This window comes from Agrobacterium sp. El2ro-1b, from assembly GCF_048298475.1.
Taxonomy (GTDB): domain Bacteria; phylum Pseudomonadota; class Alphaproteobacteria; order Rhizobiales; family Rhizobiaceae; genus Agrobacterium; species Agrobacterium fabrum.
Genome location: NZ_CP103458.1, coordinates 1,057,256 through 1,078,512, shown reverse-complemented (window position 1 = coordinate 1,078,512; position 21,257 = coordinate 1,057,256). Strand labels below are relative to the sequence as shown.

Here is a 21,257-nt window from a genome sequence, read left to right as displayed (position 1 = left end):
CCATCGCTTTTCGCGACCTAAACATCTGTTGGCCGGATGCTTTAGAACAATTCCAGAAAAAGCGTAAGCCCCTTCCGGGCACCAAGCCTTTTCAGCGCCGCACCAGCTTTGCCAGAAACAGCAACAGGCTGGCGCCGAGGAACGAGGTGATGAAATAACCGAGCCTGCTATCCTGCACGAAGACATCAAGAGCTCGAAGCACCGAGACCGCGACGACCGAGCCGACAATGCCGAGCACGATGTTCATGAAAATGCCGAAGCGCATATCCATGAGCTTGCCCGCAAGCCAGCCGGCGAGACCGCCGATGATGATTGCTGCAATCCAGCCTACACTTTCCATTCACGCGCTCCTGAAAGAACCAGTATCGAGACATATGGGACACCCGGCAAGGTTAGACAATGCCGGACATCACGGGACACTTATGCGTTCAGCACACGTCCGTAAGCGTCGAGCACGCTTTCCTTCATTGATTCCGAAATGGTCGGATGCGGGAAGATCGTGTGCATCAAATCTTCTTCCGTCGTCTCGAGGTTCATGGCAACGACGAAGCCCTGAATGAGTTCGGTGACTTCCGCACCGACCATATGGGCACCGAGCAGCTCACCGGTCTTCTTGTCGAAGATGGTCTTGACCATGCCCTGGTCTTCACCGAGCGCAACCGCCTTGCCGTTCGCCGCAAAGGAGAAGCGGCCGACGCGGATGTCGCGGCCCTGTTCCTTGGCCTTGGCTTCGGTCAAACCAACCGAGGCAACCTGCGGGTTGCAATAGGTGCAGCCGGGAATCTTGAGCTTGTCCATCGGGTGGACATTCGGCAGACCGGCGATCTTTTCGACACAGATGACGGCCTCGTGCTCGGCCTTGTGGGCGAGCAACGGCGGGCCAACGACATCGCCGATGGCGTAGATACCAGGCACATTGGTCTTGCCGTAACCGTCGATGACGATGAAGCCACGATCGGTCTTCACGCCGGCGGCCTCCAGGCCGATGCCTTCGACATTCGCCACGACGCCGACAGCCGAAATCATCCGATCAGCGGTGATCTTCTCAGACGAGCCGTCCTTCTTCTCCAGCGTCGCGGTAACGGAATTCGCGGCTTTCTCGACCTTGGAAACCTTGGTCTCCAGATGAATCTTGATGCCCTGCTTTTCCAGCTGCTTCTTGGCGAAGGCAGAGATTTCTGCATCTTCGACCGGCATGACCTGGCTCATGATCTCGACGACGGTAACATCGACGCCCATGGTGCGGTAGAAGCTGGCGAATTCGATGCCGATGGCGCCCGAGCCCATGACGAGCAGCGACTTCGGCAGTTCTTCCGGCTTCATCGCCTCGAAATAGGTCCAGATCAGCTTGCCGTCCGGCTCGATGCCAGGCAGCGCCCGCGGGCGGGCGCCTGTTGCGACGATGATGTGCTTGGCGGTGTAAGTGCCCTCGCCCAGCGTGTTCTTTGGAACCGGACCCTGCGGCTGAACCACCGGCTTGGTGGACTTGCCGACAACGATTTCGCCGGGCTTGGTGATTTTCGCTTCACCCCAGATGATATCGACCTTGTTCTTCTTGAACAGGAAACCGACGCCGTTGTTCATGCGCGCAGCAATGCCGCGCGAGCGCGCCACGATTGCCTTCACGTCAGGCTTGATCGAGCCTTCCAGCGTCAGACCGTAATCCTTGGCATGGGTGGCGGTGTGCATGACATCGGCGGTGCGCAGCAGGGCTTTGGTCGGAATGCAGCCCCAGTTGGAGCAGATGCCCGCCAGATGCTCGCGCTCGACGACGGCAACCTTCATGCCGAGCTGGGCGGCACGGATCGCGGCAATATAACCGCCCGGTCCCGAACCGATGATGATGACGTCATAAGATTGAGCCATAGGAAATCCTGCCTTGTCTTATTCGGATGACGGCACGCCGTCCCGAAACCAGAATGAGTGTCAAAGTCCGAGCATCATGCGAACGACGGGCTCCAGCCCGCGGCCGATGGCCCGCGTGTTTTCAGCATCGAGATGAACGCCGTCCACCGGCGTCGTGCGGGCAACAGACCCGGCATCGAAAAAGCCGCAATCGAGTTCATCGGCAAGGTCTCTGTAGACGGACGCCAGCATCGCCGATTCATCGATAGCATCACGAAAGATCGCGCCCATGAACGGATTGGCCGTTTCGCATAGTTGCGGCGGTGCCACGATCAGCACGTGAGGCGCTTCCCAATCCGGCACCTGCCAGACGTGGTTGCGCGTAAGTTTCACCAGCCGCTCCACACCCCTCATCGCGACGATGGCCGATCCATGGATCGACGGCTTCATGTCGTTGGTGCCGAGCATGATGATGACGAGATCAAGCGGCGCGTGGCTGTGCAGCAGCGTCGGCAAAAGCCTTGCGCCATTGCGGTCGCAATCGCCGGTGTGGTCGTCATAAGCGGTGGTGCGACCGCCCAGTCCTTCGTGGATCACATGGACGTCAGGACCGAGCGCCTTCTGCAGGACGCTCGGCCAAAGATCGTCATGGCTGTGCCGGCCACCCGTTTCCGCATTTGATCCCCAGGTGAGAGAATCGCCAAAGCAGAGGACCGACTTCACCATGTTACTCTCCGATCAAACCAGCATGCCCATCGGGTTTTCGATGTAGCGCTTGAACGCGCCGATCAGTTCGGCTCCGAGCGCGCCATCGACGCAGCGATGGTCGGTGGAAAGCGTGACCGTCATGACGTTGGCGATCTTGATCTCGCCGTTCTTCACGACAGCGCGCTGTTCGCCCGCACCGACCGCCAGGATCGTGGCGTGCGGCGGGTTGATAACGGCGGAGAAGCTTTTCACGCCCATCATGCCCATGTTGGACACGGCAGTCGTACCGCCCTGATACTCCTCGGGCTTTAGCTTGCGCTCTTTCGCGCGCTTGCCGTAGTCCTTCATCTCGTTGGAGATGGTGGAGAGCGACTTTTCTTCCGCTTTGCGGATGATCGGCGTGATCAGGCCACCCGGAATGGAAACGGCAACGCCGACATCCGCGTGCTTGTGCTTGACCATGGCGCTTTCCGTCCAGGAGACGTTGGCGTCAGGTACATCGCGCAGCGACAGCGCCAGCGCCTTGATCACCATGTCGTTGACCGAGAGCTTGTAGGCCGGCTTACCGTCCTTTTCAGGAGCAGCGGCGTTGAGCTGGGCGCGCAGCGCCAGAAGCGTATCCAGTTCGCAATCCACGGAAACGTAGAAATGCGGAACCGTCTGCTTGGATTCGACCAGACGCTTGGCGATGACCTTGCGCATGCCATCATGCGGCACAAGTTCGTAGGAGCCCTGTTCGAACAGCTTGAGAACGGCCTCGTCGGACTGGCCCTTGGCGAGTGCCGGGGCCGGTGCGCCTGCGGATGCAGCAGCGGCGGGAGCAGCCTTTGCGCCGCCGGAAGCGGCAGCCTTTTCCACATCGGTCTTGACGATACGGCCATGCGGGCCGGAACCGGAGACGGCCGAAAGGTCGAGACCGGCTTCCTTGGCAAGACGACGCGCAAGCGGCGAAGCGAAGATGCGCTCGCCGGATTTGGCGACCGGGGCCGGTGTGGAAGATGCGGCCGCCTGATCGGCAACCGGCTTTTCAGCCTTGACTGGAGCAGCTTCTTCCTTCGGCGCTTCAGCCTTTGCGGCTTCCGGCTTGGGAGCTTCCGCCTTGGCAGGAGCGGCATCGCCGCCCTTTGCCGCTTCAGCCACATCCTCGCCATCGGCGGCGAGAATGGCGATCAGGGCATTGACCTTGACCCCTTCGCTACCAGCGGCAACGACGAGCTTGGCGACCGTGCCCTCGTCGACGGCTTCCACTTCCATGGTTGCCTTATCGGTCTCGATCTCGGCGATCACGTCACCGGGGGCGACCTTGTCGCCTTCCTTGACCAGCCACTTGGCCAGATTGCCCTCTTCCATCGTCGGGGAAAGGGCAGGCATGGTGATGTTGATAGGCATGACTAGTCCCCCCAAACGAGATTATATTGATCCAACTCTTCAGGATGCTCCGCCAGCCGATCCAGCTGCGATGGCGAGACTTCGATATATCCGGCGACATCGTTCAGCCATTCGCTAACGGCGCCGATGACGCCGATATACTCACGTGGGACACCGGCAATCACATCGCCTTCACCGTCATTGACAACAGCCCAAAAGACGACGCGTTCGAACTGAGGAGACGCCTTGGAACCGAGAACACGATACCAATTTTCAGTTGCGGGGAGGATTTGTTTAATTTTACTCAAAGTCACCTCCCCTTACTTGTAGCAGACGGTTTTGACAGCCTGAACGACTTCATCGACGTTGGGCAGAGCCAGCTTTTCTAGGTTCGCCGCGTAAGGCATCGGAACGTCCTTGCCGGCAATCGTCAGGATCGGCGCATCAAGATAATCGAAAGCGGCGCGCATGACCTGGTTGGCGATGAAGTCACCGACCGATGACTGCGGGAAACCTTCCTCGACGGTCACCAGACGACCGGTCTTCTTGACCGATTCGATGACGGTGGGCAGGTCCATCGGACGGATGGTGCGCAGATCGATCAGTTCGACGTCGATGCCGAGCTTCTCGAGTTCCGCAACAGCCTTGATGGCATAGGTCATGCCAATGCCGAAGGAAACGATGGTCGCATCCTTGCCCTTGCGGTGAATGCGCGCCTTGCCGATAGGCAACACGAAATCATCGAGCTTCGGCACTTCGAAGCTCTGGCCGTATAGAATTTCGTTCTCAAGGAAGATGACCGGGTTAGGATCGCGGATAGCCGCTTTCAGAAGACCCTTGGCGTCGGCTGCCGTGTAAGGCATGACGACCTTGAGGCCCGGAATATGGCTGTACCATGCGGCGTAACATTGCGAATGCTGCGCGCCAACGCGGGCAGCAGCGCCCGAGGGACCACGGAACACCATCGGTGCACCCATCTGGCCACCCGACATGTAAAGCGTCTTTGCCGCCGAGTTGACGATCTGGTCGATCGCCTGCATGGCGAAGTTGAAGGTCATGAATTCGACGATGGGCTTGAGGCCCGTCATCGCAGCGCCGACGCCGATACCGGCAAAACCATGCTCGGTGATCGGGGTGTCGATGACGCGGCGCTCACCGAATTCCTGCAGCAGCCCTTGGGTGATCTTGTAGGCGCCCTGATATTCGGCGACTTCTTCACCCATGACGAAGACTTTTTCGTCGGCGCGCATTTCTTCGGCCATGGCGTCGCGCAGCGCTTCACGCACCGTCGTCATCACCATTTCCGTGCCTTCAGGAATATCCGGATCGGCTGCAACTTCGATCTTGGGTGCTGCGGGAACCTTGGCGGCTTCCTTGGCAGCGCTCGGCTCTTCGGCCGCTTCGCGGGTCTTGCCGCCGGCGGCGTCCGAACCGGAATTGGCAGCTTCTGCCTTCGGTTCTTCCCTCTTGGCAGAGGAAGAGATGTCGTCGGCGCTTTCGCCTTCCTGGATGAGAACGGCGATCGGCGTATTGACCTTGACGCCTTCGGTGCCGGCGTCGATCAGCAGCTTGCCGATCACGCCTTCATCCACGGCTTCCACTTCCATGGTCGCCTTGTCGGTCTCGATCTCGGCAATCACGTCGCCGGAGGTGACCTTGTCGCCTTCCTTTTTAAGCCACTTGGAAAGCGTGCCTTCCTCCATGGTCGGGGAAAGGGCGGGCATAAGAATTTCTACAGGCATGGGTTTCCCTTTCCCGATCAGAGCAGAATATCGGTGTAGAGCTCGGATACATCCGGCTCGGGGTCGTTCTGGGCGAAGTCGGCGCTGTCGGCGACGATATCACGGACATCCTTGTCGATGGCCTTCAATTCGTCTTCGCTTGCCCAGCCATGGTCCAGAAGCCGTGCCTTGACCTGCTCGATCGGGTCATGTTCGGAGCGCATCTTCTGCACTTCATCCTTGGAGCGGTATTTCGCCGGGTCCGACATGGAGTGGCCACGGTAACGGTAGGTCAGCATTTCCAGGATGATCGGACCCTTGCCGGAACGGCAATGTTCCAGCGCCTGGTCAGCGGCGGCCTTGACGGCGCGCACATCCATGCCATCCACCTGAACGCCGGGAATGCCGAAGGACTGGCCGCGCAGCGAATAGTTGGACTGGGCGGTGGCGCGGGCGGTCGAGGTGCCCATCGCGTAACGGTTATTCTCGACGATATAGATGATCGGCAGCTTCCAGAGAGCAGCCATGTTGAAGCTCTCGTAGACCTGGCCCTGGTTTGCCGCGCCGTCACCGAAATAGGTCACGGAGACATTGTCGTTGCCGCGATATTTGTTGGCGAAGGCGAGACCGGTTCCAAGCGAAACCTGCGCGCCAACGATGCCGTGGCCGCCGTAAAAATGCTTCTCCTTGGAGAACATGTGCATGGAGCCGCCCTTGCCTTTCGACAGGCCGCCCTTGCGGCCGGTCAACTCGGCCATGACGCCACGCGCGCTCATGCCCAAAGCAAGCATGTGGCCGTGGTCACGGTAAGCGGTGATAACCTGATCACCTTCCTTCTGCGACATCTGCATGCCGACAACAACGGCTTCCTGGCCGATGTAGAGGTGACAGAAACCACCGATAAAGCCCATGCCGTAAAGCTGGCCTGCCTTTTCTTCGAAACGGCGGATGAGCAGCATTTCACGATAGGCGTGAAGCTCTTCGTCCTTCGAGAAGTCCGGGCTGTTCTTGCCAGTGAATTCGGTTGCGGACTTTGCCGTGGTCTTGCGGCCGGATACGGTCGCTGGTTTTCGCGGCGCCATTCATCCCTCCCTGAGTTGCCGTTTGAATGGATAGATTGGCGCGTACCATATGCAAGAAAATGCCATGCAGCAATGCTTTAAACGCATGGCACATATTCACGCTAAGATGCTGTGAATCAATAAAAAATGTTAAATTAACTTGATTTAGGTTAATTAGAAATATGTGTTCATGATGACGATTTCGTCCGAACGGGACATATTCAGCTGATAACGGGAAATCTCGTCGATCATGTCGCGTTCAAGCGAACCGTCGCTCAGCAATTCCACCTGCCGCTCCAGCGCCACACGGGCCTGCGTCAGCTTTGCAAGCTCAGCCGTTCTGGTCAAACGCTGCCGCTCCAGCCGCTCCGTCGCCTGAAGGCCGAAGTCGCCATGGATGGAATGATAACCGAAATAGGAAAGAAAAGCGATCGTGATGGCCGGAACGATCAAACGGCCGAATCGTCTTTTTTTATGATGTCTGGTCCACATGCCGGAGAGAAGCCCTAAAACGCACAACGTGATTCTGAGACTAAAGCGGATTGTTTAACTATCCGTTGACCTTAACGGGCGATTGGCAAATGGACATGAAAAAGCCCGCCGAGAGGCGGGCTTCAACAATGACGTAGTTCTGAAAAGCTCTCCTCCTCCGTCATGCTCGGGCTTGTCCCGAGCATCTGCTACGTATCGAATTGACGAGACGTTGGCAGATCCTCGGCACAAGGCCGAGGATGACGTAGAATGTGCTGCTAGCCTGTAATACTACTAGCTCTTAAGGCAGAAAAGCTCTCCCACAAAACCCTGGCGAATTAACCGCGCAGGATCGAACGGCCGGCGTAAGCAGCCTGCGGACCGAGCATCTCTTCAATGCGGATCAGCTGGTTGTACTTTGCGAGCCGGTCGGAACGGGCAAGCGAGCCGGTCTTGATCTGACCGCAGTTGGTGGCGACAGCGAGATCGGCGATGGTGGAATCTTCCGTCTCGCCAGAGCGGTGCGACATGACAGCGGTGTAACCGGCCTTGTGCGCCGTCTCAACCGCATCCAGCGTCTCGGAAAGCGAACCGATCTGGTTGACCTTGACGAGGATGGAGTTTGCAACGCCCATCTTGATCCCGTCGCGAAGACGCGCGGAGTTGGTGACGAAGAGATCGTCGCCAACGAGCTGGCATTTGTTGCCAACGAGATCGGTCAGCGTCTTCCAGCCTTCCCAGTCATCTTCGGCCATGCCATCTTCAACCGAGATGATCGGGTACTTAGTGACAAGCTCGGCAAGATATTCGGCCATGGCGCCGGGCTCCAGCGTGCGGCCTTCGCCTTCCAGAACGTACTTGCCGTCCTTGAAGAATTCGGTCGATGCACAGTCGAGGCCGACATACATGTCTTCACCCGGACGGTAGCCAGCCTTTTCGATCGACTTCATGATGAAATCGAGCGCTGCCGGCGCGCTTTCGAGACCCGGTGCAAAACCGCCCTCGTCGCCGACATTGGTGTTGTGGCCCTGTGCGGACAGTTCTTTTTTCAGCGTATGGAACACTTCCGAACCCATACGCACGGCTTCGCGGATGTTTTCCGCGCCAACCGGCAGGATCATGAATTCCTGGAAGTCGATGGGGTTATCGGCATGTGCGCCGCCGTTGATGATGTTCATCATCGGAACCGGCAGCAGATGGGCGTTCGGGCCACCGACATAACGATAAAGCGGCAGGCCGGAAGCCTCGGCCGCAGCCTTGGCGATGGCAAGCGAGACGCCGAGGATGGCGTTGGCGCCGAGGCGCGACTTGTTCGGCGTGCCGTCGAGCGCGATCATCATCTGGTCGATCTGGATCTGGTTTTCAGCGTCGAAACCGCCGATGGCGTCGAAGATTTCGGTATTGACGGCTTCGACCGCCTTTTCCACGCCCTTGCCGAGATAACGCTTGCCGCCATCGCGCAGCTCAACCGCCTCATGCGCGCCGGTGGAGGCGCCGGACGGAACGGCCGCACGGCCCATGGAGCCGTCTTCGAGGTAAACATCGACTTCAACGGTCGGGTTGCCGCGGCTGTCGAGGATTTCGCGCGCGATGATATCGGTAATGGCAGTCATGGTCTCTCCCTTGGGAATGGAACAGATATTTTCCGTCGCCTGTCTTAGACGATGACGAAGAAATTACAATGACGGCGGGCGGCAGAAACGGAGCGCCCGCCATTAAAATCGATTGGCACAAACCGAACGCACTGCGTCAGGCTTTGGTGATGGCGTCGAAGGCCAGAAGCTTTTCCAGCAGTTTCGGCATGTCTTTCAGGTGGACCATGTTGGGGCCATCGGAAGGCGCATTGTCCGGGTCCTCGTGGGTCTCGATGAAGAGACCGGCTACGCCGACAGCCACCGCCGCCCGTGCCAAAGTCTCTACGAATTCACGCTGGCCACCGGTGGAACCGCCCTGCCCGCCCGGCTGCTGCACCGAATGGGTGGCGTCGAAGACAACAGGCGCACCGAGTGAAGCCATGATCGGCAGCGAACGCATGTCGGAGACCAGCGTGTTGTAACCGAAGGACGCGCCGCGCTCGCAGAGCAGCACATTCGGGTTGCCGCTTTCATTCAGCTTGGCCAGCACGTTCTTCATGTCCCAGGGCGCCAGGAATTGCCCTTTTTTGACATTGATAACGCGGCCGGTTTTGGCGGCGGCAACGAGAAGGTCGGTCTGGCGGCTGAGGAAGGCCGGGATCTGCAGCACATCCACCACTTCGGAAACGATGGCGCATTGTTCCTCGGTGTGAATATCGCTCAGAACCGGAAAGCCGAATTCCTTCTTGAGATCGGCAAAAATCTGCATCGCGCTGTCAAGACCGATGCCGCGCTTGCCGGAAAGCGAGGTGCGGTTGGCCTTGTCGAAGGAGGATTTGTAAACGAGGCCGATGCCCAGACTGTCGCACAGTTCCTTGAGCACGCCGGCAATCATGAAGGCATGGTCACGGCTTTCCATCTGGCAGGGGCCGGCAATCAGCGAAAAACGCTCGCTATTGCAGAAGGAGACCTTGCTGGCACCATCGCCGGCGGTGACTTTGAGATTGTTCGTAACGCTCATCATATTTCCTCGAAGGCGAAGGCGACGCCCTGACCGGGTGCTGCGGGCACCACCAGCCGGCCGCCCGCTTCCATGCTGGAGACGCCATTAGCAGCAAGTACTGCCGCTGTCACGGCAAGATCGGTGACGGAGAAGACGATGCCTGCGCCGCGCAGCCCACCGTCACCCCGATTTGAAGTATTCAGATCAAGGCCGGCGAAGGCCGGCTTATCGGTCAATCTGATCCTGGCATTGCCGGTTGCGAAAATCATATCTCCGCCCGGAGACATCGCGGATTCACAGTCAAACACCGTCTCGATCAGGCGAGCCGCCTTCGCATCTCCGCCAGAAAACAGCACGATCTCGCGGAGCCCCTTGACAGCGTTGGCATGCCGCTCCAGCTCCGCGCGGTCTCCCGGCAAGGCCTTCAGCCGCTGGCAGCCGAACAGGAAAAAATCCGCCGCCGCCCCGCTTGCCGCAAAAGTCAGCCGGAATGCCGCTTCGCTGCGGGAACCATCCGGCATCTGAACCGGCCGCGAAAATTCAAAAAGATCACCCGCCGACAGGCCCGCCGTGACGAACCGTTGATGATCAGCGAAAGCATCGCCACTCCTGGCAACGAGAGCCGAGAAGCCTTCCGGGCCAAGGCTCTCACGAAAGGCTCTGTCCCTGCCGGTGAATACGTCACCTCTGTCAGCGGACTCACCATATTTAGCCGGGTCATTAACTGCGAGCGGCTCCAGATAGGTGCCATCGGTAAGGAACACACAGGCATTCGCTGTGCCGAAAGGATGAACCGCCAAAGGCGCAACGGTGAAGCCGAGATTTGCAAGCCGCGCGGTGGCGATGTCGATCTGTGCAACCGGCAATACGAGATGATCTATGTGGTGAGGACTCAATGGAAAGGCCCTTCGTCAGGAGGAGGCATTGTCTGGCACCAGAAAAGCACGCGGAAAACGGCGAGGCAAACCGTTCGCCGGAGGAGAGGTGTTATTTCGTGGCCGGGTATCGCCTGCATAATTCTGTCTGATGGTATAATTGTTGACTTGTAAACAATCTATTTGTAGATTTTCCGAACAGATTGTCGGGTTTGATGGCGCCTCATGCGAACGATATGATGACGCCGGTCGCGCTCTTTTTGAGACACGCGGCAAATTTGGCGAAGCATGAAACGGAAACATCATGGACCACCTCCCCCGCAAGACGATGGACGTCAATATCGACCGGCTGGAGACAGCGCTTGGATTTCTCATCCGCCTGGCGCAGCTCAAGACCTACGATGATTTCTTCACCGCACTTGGTGAATCCGGCATGCGGCCGGGCGAATTCTCAGTGCTTTTCGTCATCATGCACAATCCCGGCATTCGCCAGACGGCGCTCGGCCAGCGGCTGATGATCAAGCGCGCCCATATGACCAAGCTGATCCGCGCCTTCGAAGACAGGAGCCTCGTGACCCGCCGCGTTCCGGACGATGACCGCAGGGCCATCGAGCTGACATTGACGGCCGAAGGCGTGGCGCATGTGCGCAAGGAAAGCGAATGGTTCTTTTCGCATGAGGCAACGCTCGGCGCAGGCCTGACCAATGCCGAGCGCGATCAGTTCATTGTCCTGCTGCATAAATTTCTAGGCATGAATTTGGGAGAAACAGGCCGTGAATATTGATGAACTTATTGCCATCGACGTGCATACCCATGCGGAGGAGCCCTGCTGCGGTCCGCGCGACGATGGTTACGATGAATTTCAGGCGGGCATGGCGAAATATTTCAAGAATCCCGCCGGCCACAAAGGCATGTTGCCGACCGTGCAGGAAACCGCCGCCTATTACCGTGAGCGCAAGATCGGCTGTGTGATCTTTCCGGTCGACGCGGAGCGGGAGACCGGTTTTCGACGTTACGAAAATGAAGAGGTGGCGAAGATCGCCGCCGAGAACAGCGATATCATGATCCCTTTCGCGTCGATCGATCCCGCCAAGGGCAAGGCCGGCGCGCGCGAGGCACGACGGCTTGTGCGCGAATTCGGGGTAAAGGGTTTCAAATTCCATCCGACGATGCAGGGTTTTTACCCGAATGACCGGATGGCCTATCCACTTTACGAAGCCATTGCCGAGGAAGGCGCGATTACGCTTTTTCACACCGGGCAGACCGGCGTTGGCGCTGGTCTTCGCGGCGGCATGGCAATGCGGCTCAAATTTTCGAACCCGATCCATCTCGATGATGTGGCGGTGGATTTTCCCGACATGCCGATCATCCTCGCACATCCTTCTTTCCCCTGGCAGGAAGAGGCGCTGTCAGTCGCCACCCACAAGCCGAATGTCTATATCGACATGTCCGGCTGGTCGCCGAAATATTTCCCGCCGATCCTGGTGCAATATGCCAATTCGCTCCTGAAACACAAAATGCTGTTCGGCTCGGATTGGCCGGCAATGACGCCGGAGCGCTGGCTCAATGACTTCGCCAATATTCCGATAAAGGACGAAGTTCGTCCGCTCATCCTCAAGGAAAATGCGCGCAGGCTGCTGAAACTGTAGCCTCAGTCTGCAAAGCAGAGATTCAAGCCTCGGCATCGAGCCGGGGCTTTTTTGAAAGAAACGCATCCTTGAGATTTTGATAGCGACGCCGCGTTCCTGCTTTTCACAATAGCAAAGGCCCACCGGTTCCGGCGGGCCTTGTTGTTTTTGATCGCTTCATATGGTGCAGCGCGAACGGGCGCGGACAGAGAGAGCCTTCTCAGGACGCCTTTTTGGTGCGCCAGCTGTCGGCGTAGTTGTCGCGTGCTTCCGCGGCGTAAGGCGTTTCTGAAACGCGGACGCGGATTTCCTTCTGCTTGTGGCGCTCCGTCGAGGTCTTGGCGGAGCCGCCATCTGGCTCGCCCCAGACAAGCGTGAGAACGTCGCCGATCTGGATGTCATTGTCGACGATGCCGAGCGACAATATGCAGCGCTCATTATAGGAATAGCCGGTGAACATCGACATCCCCACATGTTTGCCGCCCTTCAGGATAAGGTCTGCGCCAGTCGAAGCGTAATTGGCCTGCGGGAAATCGATCCACTTGTAATGATCTTCGCCAGGGCGGAAGGCTGAGGCGATGACGTCGACGACATCCTCCGCATTCCATTCGAAGGTCACCTTCTTGCGATGCGTTTTGCCCTTCATGGCCTCAAGTGCCGACTTGCCGATGAAATCGTCCTTCTTCCAACCGATATAGAAGTCGTAACCGAGTTCGAACGGATTGACGTAATAGTCCTCGATATTCTCAGAAACGAAGCTTCCACCGATCGCGCCCGTGGCCTCGTAGCTATCCGCGCCCAGCCAGTCGCGATAATCCTTCAACATGCCATCGCCAGTGTAAATGCCCGGCAGAGGCGACGGGATCCAGCCCGATTCGAGCGTGTTGGTGGAATAGGCCCGGCTGCCGCAGCGCACGAGATTGACGCCGGCCTGTTTGGCTGCCTCGAGGATGCAGGACAGGATGTAGCTCTTGTCCTCATACGGTCCCCATACTTCCAGACCGGGCGCGCCGGACATGCCGTGACGCAGCGCCTGTACCTTCTTCGAGCCGATATTGATCCAGTCTACATGGAAGAACTTGATATCCGGTATCGGCCCGCCATTCATCTTCTCGAAGATCTTCGGCGCATCCGGACCCTGGATCTGGTAGCGATAATGGGTGCGAAGCACACGCTCGCCTTCCGGCCGTGACGGAGACCGCGGATCGTGCTTGATGCGCACATTCCACTTACCATAGGCAGCGCAGAACATCAGCCAGCTCGAGGTCGGAGCGCGGCCGACGAGGATGAACTTGTCCTGACGCTCGCGGAAGATGATGTGGTCACCAATGACGTGACCATCAGGCGTTACCGGAACGAAATGCTTGGCGCGGTTGAGATGGAAATTCGAAAAGGAGTTGATGCCGTGATAGGCAAGGAATTTCTCCGCATCGGGCCCTTCAACGATCAATTCGTCCATGTGGTGGGACTGGTCAAACAACACGGCACCCTCGCGCCAGGCGGCCTGCTCAGAACGCCAGTTGCTGAACTCACCGGCGACAACCGGGTATACATACATCCCGATTTTTGAGTTGCGGAGCATTTCAACGGGGTTCGGATATTGCTTCAAAACCTCGGTCAGACTGGAATTTGCCATTGTCATCTCCTCCCTGGCAATCGCATTGATGTATACATGAAACGCTGCGCGTCAATAAATTGCAAGCGCAAAATTACCGCGTCAGGGAGAGTATCGACAAAAATAAAGGCGGCGCCAAAAGGCGCCACCCCTGGATTTCCAGCGATTTCCGCCGCTTAGTCGCTGATGAGTGCGAGACCCGGAACCTGCGCAATCAGTTCGGGCGCTTCGCGGATCATGTATTCAAGATTGGTGCGTGCTGTGCGGGAATGCTCCCGCGCGACAGCCTCCGCGCGCGCACCTTCCCGCGCCACGATTGCCGCGACTATCGCCTTGTGCTGCTCCTGCGCACCTCGCAGCGAGCGGCGAAAGGCGCCAATATTCGCCTTGTCGGGCAGAAAGGCCGAGGGAGACGCAAAAGGCAGGGAGCTTGCGCGCTCGACCTCGCGGCGAATCAACTCACTACCGCAGAGCGCCGCCAGTTGATGATGAAAAATCCGATTGAGCGCTGCGTAACCATCGAAATCGACGTCATCGACACGATCACCGAAGCACAGGTCCAATTGCTGCACGGTGGCGCCGATCTCCTCCAGCGCCACTTTCGAGACACCGCGCTCAGCGGCAAGCCGCGCTGCCGTTCCCTCCATGACGCCACGGACTTCAATGGCATCCACGACATCCGCAAAGCCAAAGCGACGCACAACAAATCCGCCGCCCGGCAGACGATTAAGCAAACCTTCTTCCGTGAGGCGTGACAGCGCTTCGCGCACCGGAGTTCGGGAAATATCCAGAAGCTCGGCGGTCGACACTTCGAAGAGCCGCATGCCGCCCGGCAATTCGCCACTCAGGATTTTTTCCCTGAGCTCGATCACCGCCCGGCCGCCATGTGTCGCAGCATCCACCTGCTTCATACCTCACCCCTTCCATCCACCGGAGCGCCGCCATCAACGGCGTCGAGCACGCTTATTCAATCGACATGCCATGCATACATTAGCAACTCAAGCAACAGGACACACAACTTCACCACCAACAGGACACGCCGCCTCCCTTTGAAATCGCGCAGAAATCACAGGCAAAACCGACACCATCACATCAACATGTATTCATTCAATCTAATTAAGATTAAATAATTCGTCAATATTCTTGGTTTTTCGCAAAATTTTGATTGAAGTAGCCGTTTCATGTATACATAATCAGGTCTCGCTAAGGGAGAAAGCGATGGGTTGGTCGAGTTTTTGGGATAATTCCGGTGCCGACGGAGATGTTGTCAGATCTGGCAACATCCTGGCTGGCTGGTCGATCGAGGTCATGCCGCGCACTGCGGCAAAGATCGATGATTTCAGAAATATTCTGCCTGAGGGCACGCGGGTTTACATCGCCCACATAGACGGAACGCCGATAGCCGACATGGTATCAACCGCAAGGCGCTTGCATGACGAAGGCTTTACCGTGATGCCGCATCTGCCGGCGCGTGGCATCAGCGGCAAAAACGAGCTGGAGGAATGGCTGAAGCGTTACCAGGGCGAGGCCGGCGTGACGCAGGCGCTGCTGCTGGGTGGCGGCCAGAAACAGCCGGTTGGCAGTTTTTCGAGCTCGATCGACATGATTGAGACGGGCCTCTTCGACAAGATGGGCTTTACTCACCTTCATCTGGCCGGCCATCCGGAGGGCAATCGCGACATAGACAGCGACGGCTCTTCAAGAGGTGTCGATCAGGCCTTGTTGTGGAAGCAGGATTTCGCCAGCCGCACCGACGCCCGGCTTGCCCTGACGACCCAGTTCGCCTTCGATGCGAAGGTGGTTATCGAATGGGCAAAACGCATCGGGAATATGGGTGTCACAATTCCTGTTCACGTCGGCATCGCTGGTCCGACAAAACTGCAGACATTGATCAAATTCGCAATCGCCTGCGGCGTTGGGCCGTCTTTGAAGGTGCTGCAGAAGCGCGCGCTTGATCTTTCGAGGCTCTTCGTTCCTTACGAGCCGACCGATTTCATCGCCGAACTTATCGACCACAAGGCGGCAAATCCCGATAGTCTCATCGAGCAGGTCCATATTTTTCCGCTCGGCGGCATCAAGCCCTCCGCCGAGTGGATGAAGAAACATGCCTCCATCGGGACTATGGCCAATGTCGCCTGAGAAAACTTGTTCCCAGGCGATATTGCGAGATGGCTTGAGGACAGCGTCGTCAGGCCGTCGTGTCCGGCGCTTTCAGCCGCGTCGCGCGTTTTTCAAGAAAGGCGCGCAGGCGTTCTTCGGCTTCGGGGCTGGCCGCCGTGAAGGAGGAAATGAAGGACTCGACGAACAGCCCGTCCTCCTTGGCCATATCCTGAATGCGGGGAAGCGCGTTGATCACGGCATAGTTGGACAAAGGTGCATTGGACGCTGCAATGGTGGCGAGTTCCTGCGCCTTCGCAAGCGCTTCACCGCGCGGCACGGCATATTGCACAAGGTTCCAGCGTTCGGCTTCGGCGGACGAAGCGACCCGTCCGGTCAGCATCATGTCGCTCATGCGGGCGACCCCCAGCAGCCGCGCGATGCGGACGGATCCGCCTCCCCCGACGAAAATGCCACGCTGGCCCTCGGGCAACGCAAAGAAGGCGCTTTCGTCGGCAACCCGCAGATGGGTCGAGGCGGCCAGTTCCAACCCACCGCCGACGACCGCGCCATGCAGGGCGGAAACCCACGGTATGGTGCCATGCTCGATCTGCGAGAACACGGCGTGCCAGCGGCGGGAGCCGCGCACACCTTCGATCGGCGTCTTGTGGATATGTTCGCCAAGATCGAGGCCGGCGCAGAAATGATCGCCATGACCGAAAATGACGGCGGCATGGGCTTCGTTTTCCGCCCGTGCGGCGGCGGCGGCAATAGCCTCCACGAAACGGTCGCTGATGGCGTTACGCTTTTGCGGCCTGTTGAGGCCAACAAGGGCGATGTCACCCCGCAATTCGTAAGAGACAAATTCGTCTGTCATTTTTTCGCTCATGGCGAGGTCTCCGATAATTTCGTCTCATATACAATCTATCTTCCGCATTTTGTTTACAAGGATATTATTTTCTTGTAATCATTTTTTTGACAAAAGATTATTCGTACGGTTCGCGTGAATGACGTCTGGGAGGAGGTCGTGACGATGAGTGTGAAACTTTGGTCGCCCGATGTCGCATGGGAGAAGCGGCCGAACGGCGAGATCATGATCTGGCGGAACGATCCGCTTGGCCCCTATCCGCAGAAATTGAATGAGCGTCTCCTTCACTGGTCTCGTTCGGCACCGGAGCGCACATGGATGGCCGACCGCCAGGGTCGCGAGCCATGGCGCCGGGTCAGCTATGCCGAGGCTCTCGACAAGATACGGCGTATCGGCCAGTTCCTTCTCGATCATGGCCTTTCGGTCGAGAGGCCGCTGCTGGTGCTTTCTGAAAACTCCATCGAGCATGCGCTGATGGTGCTTGCGGCCCAGCACGTCGGCATCGCCTCGGCCGCTATCACGCCGGCCTATGCCACCTCGGCCGATCTTACCAAGCTCGCCGACATCCGCGGGCAGATCACCCCGGGGATGGTTTTTGCCGAGGATGCGACGCCCTTTCGCCGGGCGCTCAGCGAGGTTTTCGACGACGGTACACCGTTGGTCGGCCTTCGCAACCTGCCGGAGGATCGCTCCAATACGTTTCACTTCGAAACCCTGCTTAAAACGGAACCGACCGAAGCGGTGGATCGTGCTTTCGATGCGGTCGGGCCGGATACCGTCGCCAAATTCCTGTTCACGTCAGGCACGACCGGTTCGCCCAAAGCGGTCATCCAGACGCAACGCATGTTGTGCTCCAATCAGGAGATGATTGCCGATTGTTATGGCTACTTTCGCGAGGAGCCGCCTGTCGTCGTTGATTGGGCGCCATGGAACCACACGGCTGCGGGCAACAAGGTGTTCAACCTCGTCCTCTATAATGGCGGCACCTATTATATCGATCGCGGCAAGCCCAGCCCGGCGCAGATCGGCCAGACGCTGGACAATCTCCGGGACATATCGCCCACCTGGTATTTCAACGTTCCCGCCGGCCACGAAATGCTGATCCAGGCCATGCGCAAGGACGAGGCACTGTGCCGCAGCTTTTTTCGCGACCTGAAAATGCTGATGTATGCCGGTGCCGGCATGGCGCAGCACACATGGGATGCGCTGACGGAGCTTTCCTTGGCGACGGTCGGCCATGCGGTTCCCATGGGCGCCGGCCTCGGCTCGACGGAGACGGCACCCTTCTCGCTGTTCTGCACCGAACCGCAGGATAAGCCCGGCAATATCGGCATCCCGGCCCAGGGCGTGACGATGAAACTCGTACCCTTCGATGGCCGTTACGAATTACGGCTGAAAGGCCCGAACATCACGCCCGGTTACTGGCGTAATGGCGAACTGACGGCGGCGGCCTTCGACGAGGAAGGGTTCTATCGAATCGGCGATACCGTCAAATTCGCCGTCGCGGACGATCCGCGCCGCGGCTTTTATTTCGATGGCCGCATGGCGGAAAACTTCAAGCTGCAGACCGGCACCTGGGTGGCCGTAGGGCCGTTGCGCGCGCAATTCGTCAACATGTTCGCCGGACTTATCCGCGATGCCGTCATAACGGGCGAAAACCGGGCCGAACTGGGCGCCCTTGTCGTGCCCTTCATGCCGGCGCTACGCGAGCTTGTTCCCGGTTCGCAACATCTGTCCGATGCGGAGATCATCCGGCACCCGAATGTCAGGGCGCAGATTGTCGCGAAGCTTTCGGCGCATCAAAAACAGGCGAGCGGTTCCGCAAGCCGCGTCATGCGCATTCTCGTGATGGAAGACGCCCTGCGCTTTGAAAAAGGCGAGGTTACGGACAAAGGATCGATCAACCAGCGAGCCGTGCTTCTGCATCGCAAGGAGCTCGTCGAGTCACTTTACGGCGACGCGCCGCAGGTCATCACCGTTGGCAGAGAGGTAGCAGCATGAATATCGAAGGCGCAGGCGCACTGGTCACGGGTGCGGCATCCGGCCTCGGCGCGGCCGTGGCGCGAATGCTCGCGGCTCGTGGCGCGGCGGTCACCATTTTCGACCGTAACGGCGAAGCCGGCCAAAAGCTGGCGGCGGAGATCGGCGGCAAGGCCGTTCAAGGCGATGTGACAAGCGACGCCGACGCGCAGGCGGCCATAAACGCAGCCGCTTCCGCCAAAGGCGGCCTTCGCATTCTCGTCAATTGCGCGGGCATCGGCACCGCGGGGCGAATTCTCGGTCGCGAGGGGCCGCAGCCGCTTGGCGATTTCGAACAGGTCATCCGCGTCAACTTGATCGGCACCTTCAACATGATGCGGCTTGCGGCCGCTCGCATGGCTGAGAGGGAACAGGATGAAGGCCGAGATAATGGCGTGATCGTCAACACGGCGTCGGTTGCCGCTTTCGAGGGCCAGATCGGGCAAGCGGCTTATGCCGCGTCGAAGGGCGGCATCGTTTCACTCGCCCTGCCCGCAGCACGCGAACTTGCCCGCTTCCGCATTCGGGTGAATACCGTGGCACCCGGCATTTTCCTGACACCCCTGCTTCAGGGATTGCCACAGGAGGTTCAGGAAAGCCTTGCCGGCCAGATACCTCATCCTTCCCGGCTCGGCGATCCCGCCGAATTTGCCGATACGGTGCGCTTTCTCATCGAGAACGATTACATGAACGGTGAAGTCATCCGGCTGGATGGCGCGATCCGCATGCAGCCGCGGTGATGTGATGAGCTTTTCAACCCAGGCGGCCCGCACGATGGAGCTTCTGAAGGCAACGCCCGGCTGGCGTCGCATCCAGTCTCTTCGCGGCGATTGCGATGATGCCCTGGTAACGGCCATCCTCGACGAAGCGGCGCGTTTTGCCGAAACCGTCCTCGAACCGCTCAATACACCCGCCGATCGTCAAGGCTGCACCGTGGTCGATGGCCGTGTTCGCGTTCCCACCGGTTTTACCGATGCCTTTCGGCGGCATGCGGGCGATGGCTGGCTGGCGATGGATGTACCGGAACGCTTTGGCGGTCAGGGGTTGCCGCTTGCGACGCAGGCCGCCTGCGCTCCGCTTTTCGAACGGGGCTGCGTGGCGCTGATGATGGCGTCCGGCTCGACCCGCGCCGCCTGTCACCTTCTTGCCGAGACCGCGGAAGGAGCCGTTGCGGACGAATGGGTGCCACGCCTTGCGGCAGGGGAATGGGCCGCCACCATCTGCATTTCCGAGCCTGATGCCGGCTCCGACCTCGCCCGTCTGCGCAGTCGCGCCGTCTTCAGGGAAGGCGCATGGCGCATCGAGGGTCGGAAAATCTGGATATCCTTCGGCGACCATGACATGGCGATGCGTATCGGCCATTGTCTTCTCGCCCGCACCGGCGAAGAAACCGGGACGCGCGGCCTCAGCCTTTTCCTTGTGCCTGACGAGATCGATGGCGAACGCAATGGCGTCACCGTCGAGCGTATCGAGGAAAAAATGGGGCTGCACGGTTCGCCCACCTGCACGCTGCGTTTCGAAGGTGCCCGCGGCCTCTTGCTGGGTGAGGAAGGGCGCGGGCTGGCGCAGCTTTTCGCCATGATCGAATTGATGCGGCTGCAGACCGGCTGTCAGGGGCTGGGACTGGCCTCCGCCGCCATCGATATTGCGGAAACCTATGCGCGAGAGCGCCAACAAGGCGGCGATCCGGCAAAACCCGCCATCGCCATCGCACACCACCCCGATATTCGCCGCCAGCTCCAGGAAGCCCGTCTGCGCACGGAAACATTGCGGGCAGCGACGCTCGAACTCGCCACGGTCATGGATCTTGCCCGCATGGAGCCAAATGAAGAGCTGCGCGGCGATTTGCAGGCGCTCTCGCGCTGGCTGCTGCCGCTCGTCAAGAATTTCGGTGCGGATGCCGGCTTTACCGTCTCCAATCAGGCCATCCAGATACTCGGCGGCGCGGGTTACACCCGGGAATGGCCGCTCGAGCAATATCTGCGCGATGCCCGGGTGATGACGATCTATGAAGGCACCACCGGCATGCAGGCGATCGACCTTCTGACAAGGCGGCTGTGGCGGGAAGGCGGAAAGGGTCTCGACGTTTTTCTGAAACGCGCCCGCAGCGAACTCGCTGATTACCGGTCCGACAAAACCAAAGCGGCAGCATCCGTGCTGGATGCTTTCGAGGCCGAGAGCCGACGCATGGCGGCGCTGGAAAACGAGCCGGAAACCGGCCTCTGGCAGGCCAACAACTATCTGAACGCCGCCTGGGAGGCATTCGCCGCATGGATGACCGTGCGGGTCGAAGGCGTGGCGGATGCGCAGGCACGGCGGACGGGAGAAGCGGCCTGACGTCACGAATAGAATGAGACGCATTTTTCAGGGCTGTCACCGACGCCCGATCATTGGGAGGGAAGAC

20 protein-coding genes are annotated in these 21,257 nt (G+C 59.0%); 6 read left to right on the top strand and 14 right to left on the bottom strand.

The features are described from left to right. Positions 1–91: 91 nt before the first annotated feature. From NYR50_RS05330 to NYR50_RS05280, 11 genes are all read right to left on the bottom strand, one after another. Entirely contained in the window at positions 92–340 is a 249-nt protein-coding gene (locus NYR50_RS05330) for a GlsB/YeaQ/YmgE family stress response membrane protein (protein WP_121690273.1), read from the bottom strand. An 80-nt stretch (positions 341–420) separates the two neighbouring features. Beyond that, positions 421–1,866: a dihydrolipoyl dehydrogenase gene (gene lpdA / locus NYR50_RS05325; protein ID WP_418136998.1), complete on the bottom strand. Its 1,446-nt coding sequence runs from the start codon at positions 1,864–1,866 to the stop codon at positions 421–423. Positions 1,867–1,926: 60 nt separating this feature from the next. Next, entirely contained in the window at positions 1,927–2,571 is a 645-nt protein-coding gene (locus tag NYR50_RS05320) for an SGNH/GDSL hydrolase family protein (RefSeq protein ID WP_418136997.1), read from the bottom strand. A 12-nt stretch (positions 2,572–2,583) separates the two neighbouring features. Beyond that, a complete protein-coding gene (locus tag NYR50_RS05315; protein ID WP_418136996.1) occupies positions 2,584–3,942 on the bottom strand; it encodes a pyruvate dehydrogenase complex dihydrolipoamide acetyltransferase in 1,359 nt (452 codons plus the stop codon). 2 nt (positions 3,943–3,944) lie between these two features. Next, on the bottom strand, positions 3,945–4,229 hold the full coding sequence (locus NYR50_RS05310; protein ID WP_418136995.1) for a hypothetical protein: 285 nt from the start codon (positions 4,227–4,229) through the stop codon (positions 3,945–3,947). Positions 4,230–4,241: 12 nt separating this feature from the next. Continuing rightward, complete coding sequence (locus tag NYR50_RS05305) at positions 4,242–5,663, bottom strand: pyruvate dehydrogenase complex E1 component subunit beta (RefSeq protein WP_418136994.1); 1,422 nt, start codon at positions 5,661–5,663, stop codon at positions 4,242–4,244. A gap of 17 nt (positions 5,664–5,680) precedes the next feature. Next, positions 5,681–6,724 carry a pyruvate dehydrogenase (acetyl-transferring) E1 component subunit alpha gene (pdhA, locus tag NYR50_RS05300; protein ID WP_174008359.1) on the bottom strand — a complete coding sequence of 348 codons (1,044 nt, stop codon included), beginning with the start codon at positions 6,722–6,724 and terminating at the stop codon, positions 5,681–5,683. 153 nt (positions 6,725–6,877) lie between these two features. Next, positions 6,878–7,195, bottom strand: a complete 318-nt coding sequence (locus tag NYR50_RS05295; protein WP_174008358.1) for an FtsB family cell division protein — start codon at positions 7,193–7,195, stop codon at positions 6,878–6,880. Positions 7,196–7,512: 317 nt separating this feature from the next. Continuing rightward, positions 7,513–8,787, bottom strand: coding sequence for a phosphopyruvate hydratase (gene eno / locus NYR50_RS05290; protein ID WP_418136993.1), 1,275 nt, complete (start codon positions 8,785–8,787; stop codon positions 7,513–7,515). Positions 8,788–8,923: 136 nt separating this feature from the next. Next, a complete protein-coding gene (gene kdsA, locus NYR50_RS05285; RefSeq protein WP_418137257.1) occupies positions 8,924–9,769 on the bottom strand; it encodes a 3-deoxy-8-phosphooctulonate synthase in 846 nt (281 codons plus the stop codon). Next, entirely contained in the window at positions 9,769–10,617 is an 849-nt protein-coding gene (locus NYR50_RS05280) for a VOC family protein (RefSeq protein ID WP_418136992.1), read from the bottom strand. The genes kdsA and NYR50_RS05280 overlap by 1 nt, the downstream gene beginning before the upstream one ends. Positions 10,618–10,930: 313 nt before the next feature. Here NYR50_RS05280 and NYR50_RS05275 point away from each other — a divergent pair, with 313 nt between their 5' ends. Together NYR50_RS05275 and NYR50_RS05270 are read left to right on the top strand one after the other, a co-directional pair. Further along, a complete protein-coding gene (locus NYR50_RS05275; RefSeq protein WP_418136991.1) occupies positions 10,931–11,410 on the top strand; it encodes a MarR family winged helix-turn-helix transcriptional regulator in 480 nt (159 codons plus the stop codon). After that, on the top strand, positions 11,400–12,275 hold the full coding sequence (locus tag NYR50_RS05270) for a 4-hydroxyphenyl-beta-ketoacyl-CoA hydrolase (protein WP_006312491.1): 876 nt from the start codon (positions 11,400–11,402) through the stop codon (positions 12,273–12,275). The genes NYR50_RS05275 and NYR50_RS05270 overlap by 11 nt, the downstream gene beginning before the upstream one ends. A gap of 199 nt (positions 12,276–12,474) precedes the next feature. On the opposite strand, the gene ligM is transcribed toward NYR50_RS05270, so the two are convergent. Together ligM and NYR50_RS05260 are read right to left on the bottom strand one after the other, a co-directional pair. Continuing rightward, entirely contained in the window at positions 12,475–13,890 is a 1,416-nt protein-coding gene (gene ligM / locus NYR50_RS05265) for a vanillate/3-O-methylgallate O-demethylase (RefSeq protein ID WP_418136990.1), read from the bottom strand. 155 nt (positions 13,891–14,045) lie between these two features. Then, positions 14,046–14,780 (bottom strand): GntR family transcriptional regulator, encoded by a 735-nt coding sequence (locus NYR50_RS05260; protein ID WP_418136989.1) that lies wholly within the window; start codon positions 14,778–14,780, stop codon positions 14,046–14,048. A 232-nt stretch (positions 14,781–15,012) separates the two neighbouring features. Between NYR50_RS05260 and NYR50_RS05255 the strand changes: the two genes are divergently transcribed. Further along, a complete protein-coding gene (locus tag NYR50_RS05255) occupies positions 15,013–16,008 on the top strand; it encodes a methylenetetrahydrofolate reductase (protein ID WP_418136988.1) in 996 nt (331 codons plus the stop codon). Positions 16,009–16,057: 49 nt separating this feature from the next. Here NYR50_RS05255 and NYR50_RS05250 read toward each other — a convergent pair whose 3' ends face one another. After that, a complete protein-coding gene (locus NYR50_RS05250; protein ID WP_418136986.1) occupies positions 16,058–16,855 on the bottom strand; it encodes a crotonase/enoyl-CoA hydratase family protein in 798 nt (265 codons plus the stop codon). Positions 16,856–16,999: 144 nt separating this feature from the next. On the opposite strand from NYR50_RS05250, the gene NYR50_RS05245 reads away from it, so the two are divergent. From NYR50_RS05245 to NYR50_RS05235, 3 genes are read left to right on the top strand one after another with little or no spacing between them, the layout of a single operon-like run. Further along, a complete protein-coding gene (locus NYR50_RS05245; protein WP_418136985.1) occupies positions 17,000–18,835 on the top strand; it encodes an AMP-binding protein in 1,836 nt (611 codons plus the stop codon). Next, positions 18,832–19,593 (top strand): SDR family NAD(P)-dependent oxidoreductase, encoded by a 762-nt coding sequence (locus NYR50_RS05240; protein WP_418136984.1) that lies wholly within the window; start codon positions 18,832–18,834, stop codon positions 19,591–19,593. Before NYR50_RS05245 ends, NYR50_RS05240 begins: the two co-directional genes overlap by 4 nt. A gap of 4 nt (positions 19,594–19,597) precedes the next feature. Beyond that, complete coding sequence (locus tag NYR50_RS05235; protein WP_418136983.1) at positions 19,598–21,190, top strand: acyl-CoA dehydrogenase family protein; 1,593 nt, start codon at positions 19,598–19,600, stop codon at positions 21,188–21,190. Positions 21,191–21,257: the final 67 nt, after the last annotated feature.

Bases quoted from the DNA above. Each gene is read 5' to 3' on its own strand.
- NYR50_RS05330 (WP_121690273.1), bottom strand. From the start codon at position 340: ATGGAAAGTGTAGGCTGGATTGCAGCAATCATCATCGGCGGTCTCGCC.
- lpdA (WP_418136998.1), bottom strand. From the start codon at position 1,866: ATGGCTCAATCTTATGACGTCATCATCATCGGTTCGGGACCGGGCGGT.
- NYR50_RS05320 (WP_418136997.1), bottom strand. From the start codon at position 2,571: ATGGTGAAGTCGGTCCTCTGCTTTGGCGATTCTCTCACCTGGGGATCA.
- NYR50_RS05315 (WP_418136996.1), bottom strand. From the start codon at position 3,942: ATGCCTATCAACATCACCATGCCTGCCCTTTCCCCGACGATGGAAGAG.
- NYR50_RS05305 (WP_418136994.1), bottom strand. From the start codon at position 5,663: ATGCCTGTAGAAATTCTTATGCCCGCCCTTTCCCCGACCATGGAGGAA.
- pdhA (WP_174008359.1), bottom strand. From the start codon at position 6,724: ATGGCGCCGCGAAAACCAGCGACCGTATCCGGCCGCAAGACCACGGCA.
- NYR50_RS05295 (WP_174008358.1), bottom strand. From the start codon at position 7,195: ATGTGGACCAGACATCATAAAAAAAGACGATTCGGCCGTTTGATCGTT.
- eno (WP_418136993.1), bottom strand. From the start codon at position 8,787: ATGACTGCCATTACCGATATCATCGCGCGCGAAATCCTCGACAGCCGC.
- kdsA (WP_418137257.1), bottom strand. From the start codon at position 9,769: ATGAGCGTTACGAACAATCTCAAAGTCACCGCCGGCGATGGTGCCAGC.
- NYR50_RS05275 (WP_418136991.1), top strand. From the start codon at position 10,931: ATGGACCACCTCCCCCGCAAGACGATGGACGTCAATATCGACCGGCTG.
- ligM (WP_418136990.1), bottom strand. From the start codon at position 13,890: ATGGCAAATTCCAGTCTGACCGAGGTTTTGAAGCAATATCCGAACCCC.
- NYR50_RS05260 (WP_418136989.1), bottom strand. From the start codon at position 14,780: ATGAAGCAGGTGGATGCTGCGACACATGGCGGCCGGGCGGTGATCGAG.
- NYR50_RS05250 (WP_418136986.1), bottom strand. From the start codon at position 16,855: ATGAGCGAAAAAATGACAGACGAATTTGTCTCTTACGAATTGCGGGGT.
- NYR50_RS05245 (WP_418136985.1), top strand. From the start codon at position 17,000: ATGAGTGTGAAACTTTGGTCGCCCGATGTCGCATGGGAGAAGCGGCCG.
- NYR50_RS05240 (WP_418136984.1), top strand. From the start codon at position 18,832: ATGAATATCGAAGGCGCAGGCGCACTGGTCACGGGTGCGGCATCCGGC.
- NYR50_RS05235 (WP_418136983.1), top strand. From the start codon at position 19,598: ATGAGCTTTTCAACCCAGGCGGCCCGCACGATGGAGCTTCTGAAGGCA.